General features: G+C 60.5%; 11 protein-coding genes. 4 read left to right on the top strand and 7 right to left on the bottom strand.

Features of this window, described 5'->3' with window-relative positions:
* Nucleotides 1-20: 20 nt before the first annotated feature.
* Entirely contained in the window at nucleotides 21-1,172 is a 1,152-nt protein-coding gene (locus JTJ32_RS02805) for an acyl-CoA dehydrogenase family protein (protein ID WP_099228181.1), read from the bottom strand.
* Nucleotides 1,173-1,175: 3 nt separating this feature from the next.
* The gene (locus JTJ32_RS02810; protein WP_099228182.1) at nucleotides 1,176-2,273 is read right to left on the bottom strand and encodes an enoyl-CoA hydratase/isomerase family protein; all 1,098 of its coding nucleotides are present in this window, start codon (nucleotides 2,271-2,273) and stop codon (nucleotides 1,176-1,178) included.
* Nucleotides 2,274-2,561: 288 nt separating this feature from the next.
* On the opposite strand from JTJ32_RS02810, the gene JTJ32_RS02815 reads away from it, so the two are divergent.
* Together JTJ32_RS02815 and JTJ32_RS02820 are read left to right on the top strand one after the other, a co-directional pair.
* On the top strand, nucleotides 2,562-4,241 hold the full coding sequence (locus JTJ32_RS02815) for an MFS transporter (protein WP_180274320.1): 1,680 nt from the start codon (nucleotides 2,562-2,564) through the stop codon (nucleotides 4,239-4,241).
* Nucleotides 4,238-5,437 carry an HlyD family secretion protein gene (locus JTJ32_RS02820; protein ID WP_099228184.1) on the top strand — a complete coding sequence of 400 codons (1,200 nt, stop codon included), beginning with the start codon at nucleotides 4,238-4,240 and terminating at the stop codon, nucleotides 5,435-5,437. Before JTJ32_RS02815 ends, JTJ32_RS02820 begins: the two co-directional genes overlap by 4 nt.
* Before the next feature lie 82 nt (nucleotides 5,438-5,519).
* Here the strand turns inward: JTJ32_RS02820 and JTJ32_RS02825 are convergent, their stop codons facing one another.
* Together JTJ32_RS02825 and JTJ32_RS02830 are read right to left on the bottom strand one after the other, a co-directional pair.
* On the bottom strand, nucleotides 5,520-7,136 hold the full coding sequence (locus JTJ32_RS02825; RefSeq protein ID WP_099228185.1) for an inorganic phosphate transporter: 1,617 nt from the start codon (nucleotides 7,134-7,136) through the stop codon (nucleotides 5,520-5,522).
* A 134-nt stretch (nucleotides 7,137-7,270) separates the two neighbouring features.
* The gene (locus JTJ32_RS02830; RefSeq protein WP_210040711.1) at nucleotides 7,271-8,290 is read right to left on the bottom strand and encodes a transporter; all 1,020 of its coding nucleotides are present in this window, start codon (nucleotides 8,288-8,290) and stop codon (nucleotides 7,271-7,273) included.
* 180 nt (nucleotides 8,291-8,470) lie between these two features.
* On the opposite strand from JTJ32_RS02830, the gene JTJ32_RS02835 reads away from it, so the two are divergent.
* A complete protein-coding gene (locus JTJ32_RS02835; RefSeq protein WP_210040713.1) occupies nucleotides 8,471-10,201 on the top strand; it encodes a type III effector HrpK domain-containing protein in 1,731 nt (576 codons plus the stop codon).
* On the opposite strand, the gene JTJ32_RS02840 is transcribed toward JTJ32_RS02835, so the two are convergent.
* The 3 genes from JTJ32_RS02840 to JTJ32_RS02850 all read right to left on the bottom strand — a co-directional run bounded on the left by JTJ32_RS02840 (nucleotide 10,202) and on the right by JTJ32_RS02850 (nucleotide 13,731).
* A complete protein-coding gene (locus JTJ32_RS02840; RefSeq protein WP_210040715.1) occupies nucleotides 10,202-11,023 on the bottom strand; it encodes an aldo/keto reductase in 822 nt (273 codons plus the stop codon).
* 80 nt (nucleotides 11,024-11,103) lie between these two features.
* Nucleotides 11,104-12,735 carry a methyl-accepting chemotaxis protein gene (locus tag JTJ32_RS02845; protein ID WP_099228189.1) on the bottom strand — a complete coding sequence of 544 codons (1,632 nt, stop codon included), beginning with the start codon at nucleotides 12,733-12,735 and terminating at the stop codon, nucleotides 11,104-11,106.
* 387 nt (nucleotides 12,736-13,122) lie between these two features.
* A complete protein-coding gene (locus JTJ32_RS02850; protein WP_210040717.1) occupies nucleotides 13,123-13,731 on the bottom strand; it encodes a TetR/AcrR family transcriptional regulator in 609 nt (202 codons plus the stop codon).
* A 454-nt stretch (nucleotides 13,732-14,185) separates the two neighbouring features.
* On the opposite strand from JTJ32_RS02850, the gene JTJ32_RS02855 reads away from it, so the two are divergent.
* A complete protein-coding gene (locus JTJ32_RS02855; protein WP_210040719.1) occupies nucleotides 14,186-14,329 on the top strand; it encodes a hypothetical protein in 144 nt (47 codons plus the stop codon).
* Nucleotides 14,330-14,408 lie beyond the last annotated feature (79 nt).

Raw genomic sequence — 14,408 nt, forward strand, 5'->3', positions numbered from 1 at the left:
TGGCGCCAGGGACCGACGCTTCAGACCAGGTAGTGACGCAACTCACGGGCGATCAACAGGCGCTGGATTTCGCTGGAGCCCTCGTAGATCTGGGTGATGCGGGCATCCCGGTAATAACGCTCCACCGGGTAGTCCTCGAGGTAGCCGTAGCCGCCATGAATCTGTATCGCCTTGGAGCAGACCCATTCCGCCATTTCCGAGGCGAACAGTTTGGCCTGTGACGCCTCTGACAGGCATGGCTGACCGGCACTGCGAAGTCGGGCCGCGTGCAGGATCAGCAGGCGTGCGGCATTGACGCGGGTGTGCATGTCGGCCAGCAGGTTGGCGATGCTCTGGTGTTCGATGATGGGTTTGTCGAACTGCACACGCTCACGGGCGTAGATCAGCGCGGCTTCGAACGCTGCACGGGCGATGCCCAGCGCCTGGGCGGCGATACCGATACGGCCGCCTTCCAGGTTGGACAGCGCGATGGCAAGGCCCTTGCCGCGCTCGCCCAGCAGGTTGGCAGCCGGAATGCGGCAGTTATCGAGGGTGACTGCGCAGGTGTCCGAGGCCCGGATGCCCATTTTGTGTTCGCTGCGGTCCACCACGAAGCCCGGGTTGTCGGTGGGCACCAGAAACGCCGACAGGCCTTTCTTGCCCAGCGCTGGATCGGTCACGGCAAACACGATCGCCAGCTTTGCCCGCTTGCCGTTGCTGACGAACTGCTTGGCACCATTGATCACCCATTCACCGCCCTGCAACTCGGCGCGGGTGCGCAGGTTATGCGCTTCTGAGCCTGCGTGCGGTTCGGTCAGGCAGAAGCAGCCAATGGCCTGGCCGGTGGCGAGTTTTTCCAGCCAGGTGTGTTTCTGTTCATCGCTGCCATAGTTGAGAATCGGTCCGCAGCCCACCGAGCTGTGGACGCTCATCAATGTGCCGGTGGCCGCATCGGCCGCAGAGATTTCTTCCACAGCCAGGGCGTAGGCCACGTAATCGATATAAGTGCCGCCCCATTGCTCGGGCACCACCATGCCCAGCAGGCCAAGCTCACCCAGCTTGCCAACCAGTGCGTCGTCGATCCAGCCGGCCTTTTCCCAGGCCTGGGCGTGCGGGGCGATTTCATTGCGGGCAAAGTCGCGCGCCATGTCGCGAATCATGATCTGCTCTTCGGTCAGTTCCAGGTCGTGCATGATTCAGGTCTCCTGGCCGCTGAAAAAACTTTCGACGTGCGCCGCACTGACGTCCTGCGCACTGCCGTGTTTCCATCGCGGCTTCTTGTCTTTATCGATGATGAGGGCACGAATCCCTTCGATCAGGTCGCCGCGCTCGAACCATTGGCGGTCCAGGTGCAGCTCCATGGCGAAGCAGGCGTGCAGTGAAAGGTGGCGACCCCGTTGCAGCATTTCCAGGGTCACGGCCATTGCCAGTGGCGAGTGGCCTTGCATGCGTTTGACGGTATCCAGCGCCCACTGGCGGGTGTCGGCGATGGTCACTTCCTGCAATTGCTCCAGGATGCTCGGGATATCGGGCAGGCCGAAAAAATGGTCGATGGCGGGGCGCAGGAGTTCAAGAGGAGGGTAGGGCAAGCGCTGGGTGCCCAGTTTGGCCATTGCACCCTGCAGGTCCTTGAGCGGAGTCGACTTCCATTTCAGGTGATCGAGCATATGGTCGAGTCGCGGCAGCATTTCACTGTTCATTGACCAGTCGGCCAGGCCGCAATACAACGCGTCGGCAGCGCCGATCTGACTGCCGGTCACGCCGAGCCAGATACCCAGTTCACCCGGCAGCCGGGATAGAAAATAGCTGCCGCCCACATCAGGGAAATAACCGATCGCCACTTCCGGCATGCCCAGTCGGGTGCGTTCGGTGACCACGCGCAGATCCGCGCCCTGAACCAGCCCCATGCCGCCACCCAGGACCAGCCCGTCCATCAGTGCCATCACGGGCTTGCGGTAACCATGAATCGTCAGGTCCAGCGCATACTCTTCGGCGAAGAACGTCTGGTGCAGATCCAGCCCGTTGCGGTGGCTCTCGTACAGCGAACGAATGTCGCCGCCTGCACAGAACGCCTTGCCGCCTGCCCCGCGCAACACGACGGCATGGATACTCTCGTCATCGGCCCACGCGTCGAGCTGTTGCCTGAGGGTGCGCACCATCTCCAGATCCAGCGCGTTAAGGTCCGCAGGGCGATTGAGTGTCAGGTGACCAATATGATTGCGTACATCGACCAGAATCGCGCCCCGATTGACAGGTCGTCGAACCGGCAGGGCGGATGAAGCCTGTGAACTCATTCTGAACTCCTTGTTCGTTTGCGCTTTTTTCTTGTCTGTTCCCGGCGTCGCAGCCGATCGTAGCAGTGCAAATCTGCAAAGCAAAACTGCGTTTAAGCATAGCCCCAAGTTTCAAATTGCCATCATTTGCGGCTCTGTTCGGCGCGATGAGCTTTAATCCATCTGCCTGCCACATGAATCATCGGGGCGTTCATGAGTATTCTGGCTGCTGTGACTGTCACACATGGGAATTCCTCAAGCCCTTCCATGAAATGATTTCCATGAACGACCTGCCATGAGCGACTTCTCGTGAGCGATAAATACGCCCCGCGCGAATGGGCGCCCCATGAACGTCCGACGATGCCGGGTTCGCCGTCGACGCCCTTGCACTCCAATGCGCGGCGCTGGGCGTTCGCGCTGGTAGGTGTGATCGTGGCGCTGACCGGCGGGCTGGGCAATGCACTGGTCATCGCCAACCTGCCTTATCTGCAGGGCGCGTTGGGCGCTACTTCTCAAGACATCGCCTGGCTGCCGGCTGCCTACATCATGACCAACGTGTCGATGAATCTGCTGCTGGTCAAGTTCCGCCAGCAGTTCGGTCTGCGTGCCTTCACCGAGCTGTTTCTGGTGCTGTATGCGCTGGTGACGCTGGCGCATTTGTTCGTAAACGACATCGATTCGGCCATTGCAGTACGGGCCGCCCATGGGATGGTCGGCGCAGCGCTCAGTACGCTGGGCCTGTATTACATGATTCAGGCCTTCCCGCAGAAATGGCGGATGAAGGCATTGGTACTCGGCCTGGGCACCGCGCAGCTGGCTACTCCTCTGGCGCGTCTGGTTTCCGAGGACCTGCTGCAGATTGCACAATGGCGCGGCCTGTACCTGTTCGAGCTGGGCATGGCGATGCTGTCGCTAGGCTGCGTGCTGATGCTCAAACTGCCGCCGGGGGATCGTTTCAAAGCGTTCGAAAAACTCGACTTCCTGACCTTCGGGCTGCTTGCTCCGGGGTTCGCGTTGCTGTGCGCGGTGCTGTCGCTGGGGCGCATCGAGTGGTGGCTGGAAGCGCCGTGGATCGGCATTGCGTCGGCGGCGTCCATCGCGCTGATCTGCGCAGGCCTTGCCATTGAACACAACCGCAGCAATCCATTGCTGATCACTCGCTGGCTGGGCAGCGGCTCGATTCTGCGGTTGGGGCTGGCGGTGATTCTGTTTCGCATTGTGCTGTCGGAGCAGTCGGTGGGTGCAGTCGGCTTTCTCCAGGCCCTGAACATGGGCAGTCAGCAACTGCACACGCTCTATCTGGTGATGCTGCTGGGCAGTGTCGCGGGGCTTGTGGTCAGTGCCCTGACCATCAATCCTGCGCACCTGATCAAGCCGTTGCTGATCTCGCTGGCGATGATGGCGGTGGGGGCCTGGATGGACAGTCATTCGACCAACCTCACCCGCCAGTCGAACATGTACCTCAGTCAGTTTTTGCTGGCATTCGGCGGTACGTTCTTTCTGGGTCCGACGCTGGTGCTGGGCATCAGCGGCGTGCTCGCCAACCCGCGCAACATGATCAGTTTTTCGGTGCTGTTCGGGATCACGCAGAACATTGGCGGCCTGATAGGGTCTGCTGCCTTGGGCACGTTTCAGATCGTGCGCGAAAAATTCCACTCCAGCCACATCGTCGAACACCTGACCCTGATCAATCCACTGGTGCAGTCGCGGCTGCAAAGCTACAGCGCCAGTTACGGCTCGGTGATCGCCGACCCGTCGCAACGTAACGTTCAAGGTATCCGGGCCATGGCCACGGCGGCTACCCGCGAGGCAAATGTGCTGGCTTACAACGACGTGTTCATGTTGATCGCGTTGATTGCGGTACTGACCATGGCCTGGATTTCCTTCCGGGTCATCTGGCTGAAAATGACCACTCAACCCCAGGCGCTGGCCCCTGTTGCACCAGCCGCTCCGCCTTCCGTATCACCGACCGGCGCACAACCTTCATGACCGAACCCAACACTCCGAACTCCAAACCAGACGCCGAGCGCAGCACTGCCGCGAGTGGTGAAACCGTCAAGCGCACTGACGGGCCGGCTCCCGCACCACTGAAATCTCCGGTCACCAGTCGCCCAAGCTCGCGGCGCAAGCGCGTCATCTCATCGGTCCTGTTTGGCGCCGTCGCGCTGGCCGGTGTTCTGATCGTGCTGTATGCGTGGCAATTGCCCCCGTTCACCAGCCCCATCCAGAGCACCGAGAATGCTCAGGTGCGCGGCCAGACCACGTTGATCAGCCCGCAACTGAGCGGCTACGTGTACGAAGTGCCGGTGCAGGACTTCCAGTTCGTCAAGACGGGCGACCTGCTGGTGCGGCTGGACGATCGCATTTACCGGCAACGTCTGGATCAGTCGCTGGCCCAGCTGAATGTGCAGAAGGCCTCGTTGGCCAACAACCTGCAACAGCGGCACAGTGCCGAAGCGACCATCGTCCAGCGTCAGGCCCAGTTGCAGAACACTATTGCGCAAAGCCGCAAAAGTGCCGCCGACCTGCGGCGCAATCAGGCGCTGGTGACCGATGGTTCTGTATCGAAAAGCGAACTGGACGTGACCCGTGCCGCCGATGCCCAGGCGAGCGCTGCCGTCGCCGAAGCCAAGGCGACCTTGCAGATCGCCCGCGAGGACCTGCAAACGGTGATCGTCAACCGGGGCTCACTGGAGGCGTCGGTTGCCAACGCCGAGGCGGCGATTCAACTGGCCCGGATCGATCTGGACAACACCCGCATCGTGGCGCCACGCGACGGTCAGTTGGGACAGATCGGTGTGCGTCTGGGGGCGTATGTCAATTCCGGTGCGCAATTGATGGCGCTGGTGCCGGAGCGGCGCTGGATCATCGCCAATATGAAAGAAACCCAGATGGCCGACGTGCGTCTGGGGCAATCGGTCAGTTTCACCGTCGATGCGTTGGATAACCAGGCGATGCATGGTCGCGTGCAGCGCATATCGCCTGCCACCGGATCAGAGTTCAGCCTGTTGCCCGCCGATAACGCCACGGGCAATTTCGTGAAGATTTCCCAGCGCATCCCGGTACGCATCGTGGTCGACGATGACCAGCCGATGCTTGAGCGACTGCGGCCGGGGATGTCGGTGGTGGTGAGCATCGACACCAGCACCGAGGGTGATGTGCCGCCGGATCCGACAATGCCTTGATCCTCGAATACTGCCTGGGTGATCGCTCCCACGTCTGCCTGTCCGCGCAGAGCGTCGGGTACGATCAGCCATGGCTGCTCATTCAAAACAAATGACTGAACACCCAGTACAGCGAGCCCGACAACAGAATCGCGGCGGGCAGTGTCAGCACCCAGGCTGTCGCCAGGTTACGCAAGGTGCGCATCTGCAGGCCGGAGCCGTTGGCGACCATCGAGCCCGCCACACCGGAAGACAGCACGTGAGTCGTGGAAACCGGCAGGCCGTACATGTCCGCTGCGCCGATGGTGAACATCGCCACCACTTCCGCCGAGGCGCCCTGGGCGTAGGTCAGGTGAGTTTTGCCGATTCGCTCACCCACCGTCACCACGATCCGTTTCCAGCCAACCATCGTGCCCAGACCCAGCGCGATGGCAACCACGATCTTGACCCAGGTTGGAATGAATCGCGTGGCGTCATCAATCTGTTTCTTGAACGCCTCCAGCTTGGTCTGGGTGTCTACGTCGAAATTTCCGACCTTGTTCTTCTCCATCACGCGGATGGTTTCCGAGGTCAGATACATGTCGTTTCGCACGTTGGTGACCGCCTCGGCAGGCACTTTGGACAGCGAACCGTAGCTGCGCACCTCGTTGCCGATCTTGCCCGCCATCACCGCCAGCGCTGGAATCAGGTCCGGCGTCGATTCTTTGCTGACCAGATAATCCGAGAGCGTCTGGCGCGAATCTGTCGGGGCAGGCAGCGGGGCGCTGCGAATCAGCGCCTGTTGCGTGACCTCGGCCACTGCCGCGAACTGCGTCGCCTGATCGGCAGGCATGGTGCGGTTCAGCGCGTAGGCCATCGGCAGGGTGCCGACCAGAATCAGCATGATCAGCCCCATGCCTTTCTGCCCGTCGTTGGAACCGTGGGCGAACGATACGCCGGTGCAGGTCACGATCAGCAGGCTGCGGATCCACCATGGCGGCGGGGCATTGCCTTCCGGCGCTTTGTAGAGCGCACGGTTCTTGATGAACATGCGCATCGCCAGCAACAGCAGCGCAGCAAAAGCGAACCCCACCAGTGGCGAAAGCAGCAGCGAATAACCGATCTTGGTTGCCTGCGACCAGTCCACACCGCTGGTGCCGTCACGCCCGTGCATCAAGGCGTTGGCAATGCCGACGCCGATGATCGAGCCGATCAGCGTGTGCGAAGACGAAGCGGGCAGGCCGAGCCACCAAGTGCCCAGGTTCCAGATGATCGCTGCAATCAGCAGCGCGAAAATCATCGCGAAACCGGCTGACGAACCGGTTTGCAGGATCAGTTCCACCGGCAGCAAGGCGATGATGCCGAACGCGACCGCACCGCTGGACAGCATCACACCCAGAAAATTGAAGAACCCCGACCAGACCACTGCGAAGCCCGGCGGCAGCGAGTGGGTATAGATCACGGTAGCCACTGCGTTGGCCGTGTCGTGAAAGCCATTGACGAATTCGAAGCCCAGCGCAATCAGCAATGCCACGCCCAACAGGATGAAAGGCGTCCAGGTGGTGACCACCGTGCCCATGTCATCCACGTCCTGCTTGAGGCTGTAACCGGTGAACGCGAGCCCTGCGATGAGAATGGCGAAGAAGATCGTCATGGTCAGGCGACCGGGTTTGCGCCCGAACTGGGTTGCCGACAGGCTCGCCCCGCCAGAGGCGTCGGGGGAAAGTGCGTTGATAGCCATGTGTGCAATACCTGATTGAAAGATTACTGCCATGGTCATTGCAAAATGTGACAGAGATGCGACACAGGTCAATTCATCGGGTATTCAGACAGGTTTCCTGATAACCGGCAGCGTCATCTCCCACAACGAAGGCGTCAGTAATCGCCGCGCTTGCGAAAGGCCCAGCGACCCGCCACCAACGTGAAGGTCGCGACCAGTGCCACCAGAATCCAGAAACCTTCCGGGTCAGTGGCAAGCGGTACGCCGCCGACATTCATGCCGAAGAAGCCGGCGACGATGTTGATCGGCAAGGCCAGCACCGTGACGACGGTCAGGGTGAAGAGGGTGCGGCTGCTCTGCTCGTTGAGGTTGGCGGCGATCTCTTCCTGCAGCAGCTTGATGCGTTCGCCCAGTGCCGTCAGGTCGTTGATGACCAGCGACGACTCTTCGATGGACTGGCGCAGCGCCTGCACATCCTGTTCGCGCAACCATTGTGGCGGGCGATGCAGCAGGCGCATCAGCGAGCCCGGCTCCAGCGCCAGTAGACGTTGCAGACGAACCAGCACCCGGCGCATCGCACCCAGTTCCGAGCGGTTGTTGCTCAGGCGCTGGGACAACAGCTGGTCCTCGATGCGGTCGACATTCACGCTGGTCTTGCGCAGGAACTGGGTCAGCACCTCACCCTGATCGCTCAACAGGTGAGCCAGCAGCTCCAGTGGCGAGTCGAACTGCTCGCCACGTTTGACTGCCGAGCGCAGCTTGTCCACCGAACGCAACGGTTGCAGCCGGGCCGTGATCAACAGCCGTTGCCGGGCACAGACCCACAGGGTGGAGATGTCGGTCGAGAGCCGGTTGAAGTCGAACACCACGTCGTTGACGACCGCCAGCAGCGTGGCATCCACATGCTCGATGCGGGTCGAGCGCGAGCCTTCGTGCAGGGCCTCGAAAAACTCTTCAGGCAATTCCAGATGGGTCTTCATCCAGCGTTCGCAGGCTGCGTGCGAGAGATTGAGGTGCAGCCAGATGAAGTCGTTGCTGTCGGTCGGACTCTGCAGATGGTCGAGCGCCGCGACCGAGCCGATTTCCTGACCGCTTTCACCCGGGCGAAAGCGGAAGCCGTAAAGCAGACCAAACAGATCGGAGTCCTGATGATGGTGCGCAATGCTGTTGTTCATGGCAGTCCACGTGCGGCCAGGCCCGGACGGGGAGGCGAAGTGCGCATGATGACAAGCGCTTATTTCAGATTTGTGACGACTTGTTACGGAATCTTTCTTTTCTCGCGCCGCTGGAACTCAGCTCTTTCCGGGGCCACTCAGGGCGAATGCTGCTGTCTCTTCAACCTGCAGGTACCCCCGATGAGTGACCCGATCGCCCGCGCTTCCCGCGAAACGAGTATCCCTGAGCTTTTTACATCAGGGCAGTTCAACCCTGTCGGTGGATTGCCTCAGGTAACGGAGAAGTCCGGACCGGCTGCGTCGGGAGTCGAGTATGGCAACCCTGGCACGCTTACTCAGTTGCTGAGCAGCAACGTCGCCCAGACCGGCGCAGAGTCATTGTTGAAACGGCTGCTGAGCGCCTTGAGCAGCCAGTTGGCAGGGCAGAGCACACAGACGGTTCAGAGCGGCTACACGGATATCGACCAGTCGGGCTTCAACTCGCCCAAGGCGCTCGGAAAGTGGGATGCACTGCTCGACGGTACGCCACCGGCTGAAAGGGATCAGGCGGCGCGAGAGTTGAACAGGCCGATCGCCGTGGCCCGCATGATCGCCGAGGGCGGCCCTCAGGCGGACAAGGCCTGGGCATTCCTTGAGGCCAACCCCGATCTGAAAACCGCGATGGACACCGCTCAGGGCGGCAAGGCGGATGGCAAGATCACCAAAAAGGATGCCCGGACCTTTGCCCGCAATATGGAAAAACAGGTCGAGCGCGGCACTGACAGCCTGAATGATTACCGCAAGGACAACCCTGACGCCGGTCCACAGTCCACCGAGCTGGTACGTTCCGCTGCCATGATGATGGCCTATGAACCGATCACCGCAGCCTCTGATCCGTCCAACGCTCAGGGTGCGCACGATCAGAAAAAGGTGAACGGACGCACCACAAGTGCCGGGCTGAAGGCCATGAGCGAAGAGAATCCCGGCCTTTCCGATCTCGCCAGGCATGCCGCCACGACCTGGGCGCAGCCGGGCATGTTCGAGATGATGGATCAGGGCAACCGGCGCGGCAAAAAGCTGGCGACCCATGCGCCGGACGGTCTGATGGTCAAGAAAGACATCAGCGCCTGGATCAAGAACAAGGCGCCTGTGGATGATGAAGGCTTTTCCCGGGTGATCTCGGATGCGGCGACGGTAGGTGCCGTGGCGAAGACCGACATCAGCAGCTTGGGCAAGGACGTGTTCGCCAATCCGCAGCATTACAGTGGCGAGCAAAAGTCAGCGGTTCTGGTGGAGTTGCAGCAGGTGAGTGAATACGTGGTCGCCGGGCGCTCGATTCGCGGCACCGAGGCCACTGAAACTGCGTTGGGCGAGAAGATCGCCCAGTTGCAGAATGACCCGGATGTACAGGCGTTTCTGGGCGACAACGTCGAAAGACAGGCGCAGTTGATTGTGGGCAGCGACCCGGCGCTGGCCAGCGTGGTCAACCAGACGGCTTCTGCGAAAGCCACGTCCGGCGCACCGGGCATGTCCGCAGCGTTCGTACCGGGCGGCACCAACAGAAACACCAATGACAAGAAAGAAGACGTGAAACTTGCCGCCAGTGCCTTTCAGGAAGTGGCCGACATTGGTGACAAGATCGGCGTCAAGCGTGCGGGTTCACAGGCCGCGGTGGGGATTGGAGGGCGTGTTGCAGCCGCGGTGGGCGGCCGGATCGTGGGCGCGATTGCCGGTCAGGCCGCCGGTGCTGCCGCCGCTTCAGCAATTGGCGCGGCGGCAGGTCCGGTGGGCTGGGTGGTCAGCGGCGCCATCGGGCTGGGGATGGGCATTTCCGAGATCGTCAATTCGGTCAAGGAGCGCAAGGAACGCAAGGCCTTCAGCCGAACCGTGAACCCTGTATTGGATCAGTTCGACATTCCCCGTCCCAAGTGATCAGACCATTGCCAACGGCATCTTGCGGGTGGGCGTCGGCCAGGCCCGGTCGATGTCGGCCAGGTCCTGTTCGGTCAACCTGATCTGCTCCGCCTCGACGTTCAAGCGGATGTGCTCGGGATTGGTCGCTTTCGGGATGGCGATCATGTTGTCCTGGCGGAGCACCCATGCCAGCGATATCTGCGCAGGCGTGGCGCTGTGACGATTGGCGATTTCATGCAGGGCAGGGTGGTACAGCAGATCACCCGCCTGACCGATCGGGCAGTACGCCATGAGCGGTAAATGACGATTGGCACTCCACAGCATCAGGTCGAACTCGATGCCACGCTGTTCCGGGTTGTACAGCACCTGATTGGTGGCGCAACGCGGGTTGTCCAGTTCGATCATGTCCGGCACATCGAAATTGGAAACACCCCAGGCACCGATCTTGCCGTCTTCGCGCAGGCGTTCGAACGCTTCGACGGTCTCGGTCAGCGGGTACTGACCCGGCCAGTGCAACAGATAAAGGTCGATGTAATCGGTATTCATCCGACGCAGGCTGGCCTCGCAGGCCTTCGGAATACCCGTACGGCTGGCGTTGTGCGGATACACCTTGCTGACGACGAATACCTTGTCGCGCTGTCCGGCAATGGCTTGACCGACGATTTCTTCGGCGGCGCCGTCGGCATACATCTCAGCGGTGTCGATCAGGGTCAGGCCCTGTTCGATGCCGCGACACAGCCCGGCAATTTCTGCCGAGCGCAAATGACCTTTTTCACCCATGTGCCAGGTGCCTTGACCCAGCACTGGCACGGTGCTGCCTGCCAATTCCAGTGTGCGCATGTGACCCCCTGCAGTTAGTGAACAGGTCTCAGGCAACGGTGTGTGCAGGAGGTTCCCGCACACACCGTTGAAGCGATCAATTACACGCGGAATTGCTTCAGCAGGTCGTTCAACTGGTCGCTCAATCTTCTCAGGTGCTGGCTGGCCGTGGTGGACTGTTCGGCTGCCAGCGCAGTGCTCTGCGACAGTTGCGCGGCCTGGGTGACGTTCTGGTTGATGTCATCGACCACGTGTGACTGTTGCAACGTGGCGCTGGCGATGGAGGCGTTCAGACCGTTGAGGTTGCGCAGGGCCTGACTGATCGATGTCAGGCTCTGGCCCGCCTGATTGGCCTGTTCGATGGTCAACTGCGAGGAACGACTGCTGTCGCCGATGACCTTGACCGCCGCGTCCGAATGCCGTTGCAGGCGCTCGATCATCGCCTGGATTTCGGCCGTGGATTTTTGGGTGCGCTGCGCCAGCAGGCGTACTTCGTCCGCCACCACCGCAAACCCGCGACCCTGTTCCCCGGCGCGTGCCGCTTCGATGGCCGCGTTCAGCGCCAGCAGGTTGGTCTGCTCGGCAATCGAGCTGATCACCTCCAGTACACCGCCAATCTGGGTGCTTTCGCTGGACAGCGTCTGCATGACTTCCACCGCCTGGCCGATCGTGTCCGAGAGGTGCTCGATCTGGCGCAGGCTGTTGTCGATGTTGACCTGACCCTGCTGCGCCTGGGATTCGGCATTGCGCATCTCACTGGCAGCGTGTTCGGCATTCTTGGCCACGTCCTGCACGCCATAGGTCACTTCGTTGACGGCGGTGGCCACCAGATCCATCTGCTGCGACTGTTGCTGGCTGCGGTTCTGCGCCTGCTCGGCGTTGTTGCCCAGATCGGTGGACGCCTGCCCGAGTGTCACGGCAGAGTTCTGCAACTGGCCCACCACGTTGCGCAGCTTGGCGATGAACGCATTGAAATGAGTGCCCAGTTCAGTGATCTCGTCGCTGCCATGGGTTTCCAGCGTGCGGGTCAGATCGCTTTCGCCGCTGGCAATATTGCCCATCGCGCTGACGGCCGCTCTGAGAGGGCGAACAATGCTGCGCACGATCAGGGTCAGCATCAGGATCATGACCACCACGATGCCCGCGATGAAAATCCCGGCGTTCCACATCTGCGCCTTGAACTCTGCGGCCACATCGTCCACGTATACGCCGGAACCGAGAATCCAGCCCCAGGGTTGAAACAACTGGACGTAGGAGGTCTTTTTCACCGGATCGGTGGCGCCGGGCTTGGGCCAGCGATAATTGACCAGACCAGCGCCCTTGCTTTTGACGACCGTTACCATTTCGTTGAACACCGCAAAACCGTCCGGGTCCCGAATGGCCGACAGGTTCTGGCCTTCAAGCTTGGGGTTGGTCGGGTGCATGATCATCACGGGCTGCAGGTCGTTGATCCAGAAATAGTCATTCTGGCTGTAACGCAGCCCTTTGATTTCCTTGAGGGCCTGTTGCTGGGCGGCCTCGCGTGGCAGGGTGCCGGCGGCTTCAAGGCCCTGATAGAAGGTAAGAATGCCGCTGGCGGTCTGCACCACGTGCATGGTCTTCTCGGCTTTGGCCTGATAGAGATCGTCGTGAATCTGCTTGAGCAGAGTGGCTGCGAGGACAAAGAGCATCAGCACAGAAACGATAAGAATCAGCCATAACCGACGGCTGATGGACAAACTGCGCATATTCATGATCTCTACCCCATACGTTATTTTCTTTTTCTTTTTTTCTTCCCTGAAGCGGCCGTCCCGACTGGCGCCAACGCCGACTATCAGGGCCTCTCCAGCTTCTCGGCGCATCATGACCAAACATGAGATGACCGTCACATTTATTTGCAGCGTTACGGAACTATTTTGAAACCATAGCGAAAGGCTTACACCAACAGGCGTCATTGGCTCTATCGGATACCCTTGAGTGAATGTAGGATCCAATTCAACAACTGCAGCGAAGGATCGATGCAGCGATCACGGAGGATCGGCCATTGCCAGGAGGCTACTGACAGGATGTCGGGATGGACATGTGCAGGAACGACCCGCTTCGGCGGGTTTTTTGCGTTTTGGGGCAAGCGTTTTGCCGCGCTACCTGTCCGGCTCACAGCCTTTGAGCACCAGACGCAGGATGGTCCGGGTCGCCGCTTCGTAATCGCTGTCCTCCAGCGCGGCCTTGCCGGTCACGGTTGCGATCTGCCAGTCGAAATCGGCGTACGTCTGGGTCGCTGCCCAGATCGTGAACATCAGGTGGTGCGGGTCGAGCGGGGCAATCTGTCCGCTGTCGATCCATGCCTGAATGCATTCGATATTGTGGCTGGCCTGTCCGTTGAGCTGTTCGATCTGTACAGGCGTCAGGTGCGGCGCGCCATGCATGATCTCGCTGGCAAACACCTTCGACGCAAACGGCAGGTCTCGGGAAATCTGAATCTTGGCGCGAATGTAGCGGCTGAGCACTTCGGCCGGAACGCCTTCGGGGTTGAAGGGGGTAGAAGCGCGCAAAATAGGTTCGATGATGCTTTCCAGCACCTCGCGGTACAGGTTTTCCTTGGACTTGAAGTAGTAATAGACATTGGGCTTCGGAACACCGGCCTTGGCGGCGATATCGCTGGTCTTGCTGGCAGCGAAGCCCTTGTCGGCAAATTCCTCGCTGGCGGCGCGCAGGATGAGTTCTTTATTGCGCTCGCGAATGCTGCTCATGAACCGGATATTCCCTTGCCTGCATGGCGGTCGCGCATGGTAGCACCGGGTTTGCGAGGGGCTCAATGCTGGGTGGTGTCGGGCTGGGCGTCAGTGTCGAACGCCCTGCAAACCTGCCCGAGCGCAACCCTGGTGTCTGCACATCGGTGCCTTGCCGCAGAGGGCGTGTTGCAGGTATAGCAAAAGGCTTACAGCGTCAGACGTTATTGGCTCTGTTGCCTGACTCGCCAGCAACGTAGGATCCAATTCAACAGCTGCAGCGAAGGAACGGTGCAGCGATCAGGGAAGATCGACCATTGCCAGGAGGCTACTGACAGGATGTCGGGATGGTCATGTTCGCAAAACGACCCGCTTCGGCGGGTTTTTTGCGTTCTGGAGATACCGATCAAGCGTCCCTGCCGAGCCCGCCTTGCGTTCCTGTGCCCCCTCGTCGAAAAAACTGCGCCTTAACACGATGAGCGCGCGTCAGGCTTTGAAGATTAAAGACCGTATCAGCGATCCTGATGGTGCTCGCGCACTCATCGGAAGCCTGCCGGTCAGTGATGCAGACAAGGCGTTGATTGCACACGGCAACGCCGAAAAACTGCTCGGGCTTTGAACCCCCGGATTGATGAGCGCTGCTCATCGGTTCAAGAGACAGCAGCCCGGTAGTCGACAGAGCAACTGTCCACTAACGT

Origin of the sequence: Pseudomonas alliivorans (assembly GCF_017826695.1) — a bacterium.
Lineage (GTDB): Bacteria > Pseudomonadota > Gammaproteobacteria > Pseudomonadales > Pseudomonadaceae > Aquipseudomonas > Aquipseudomonas alliivorans.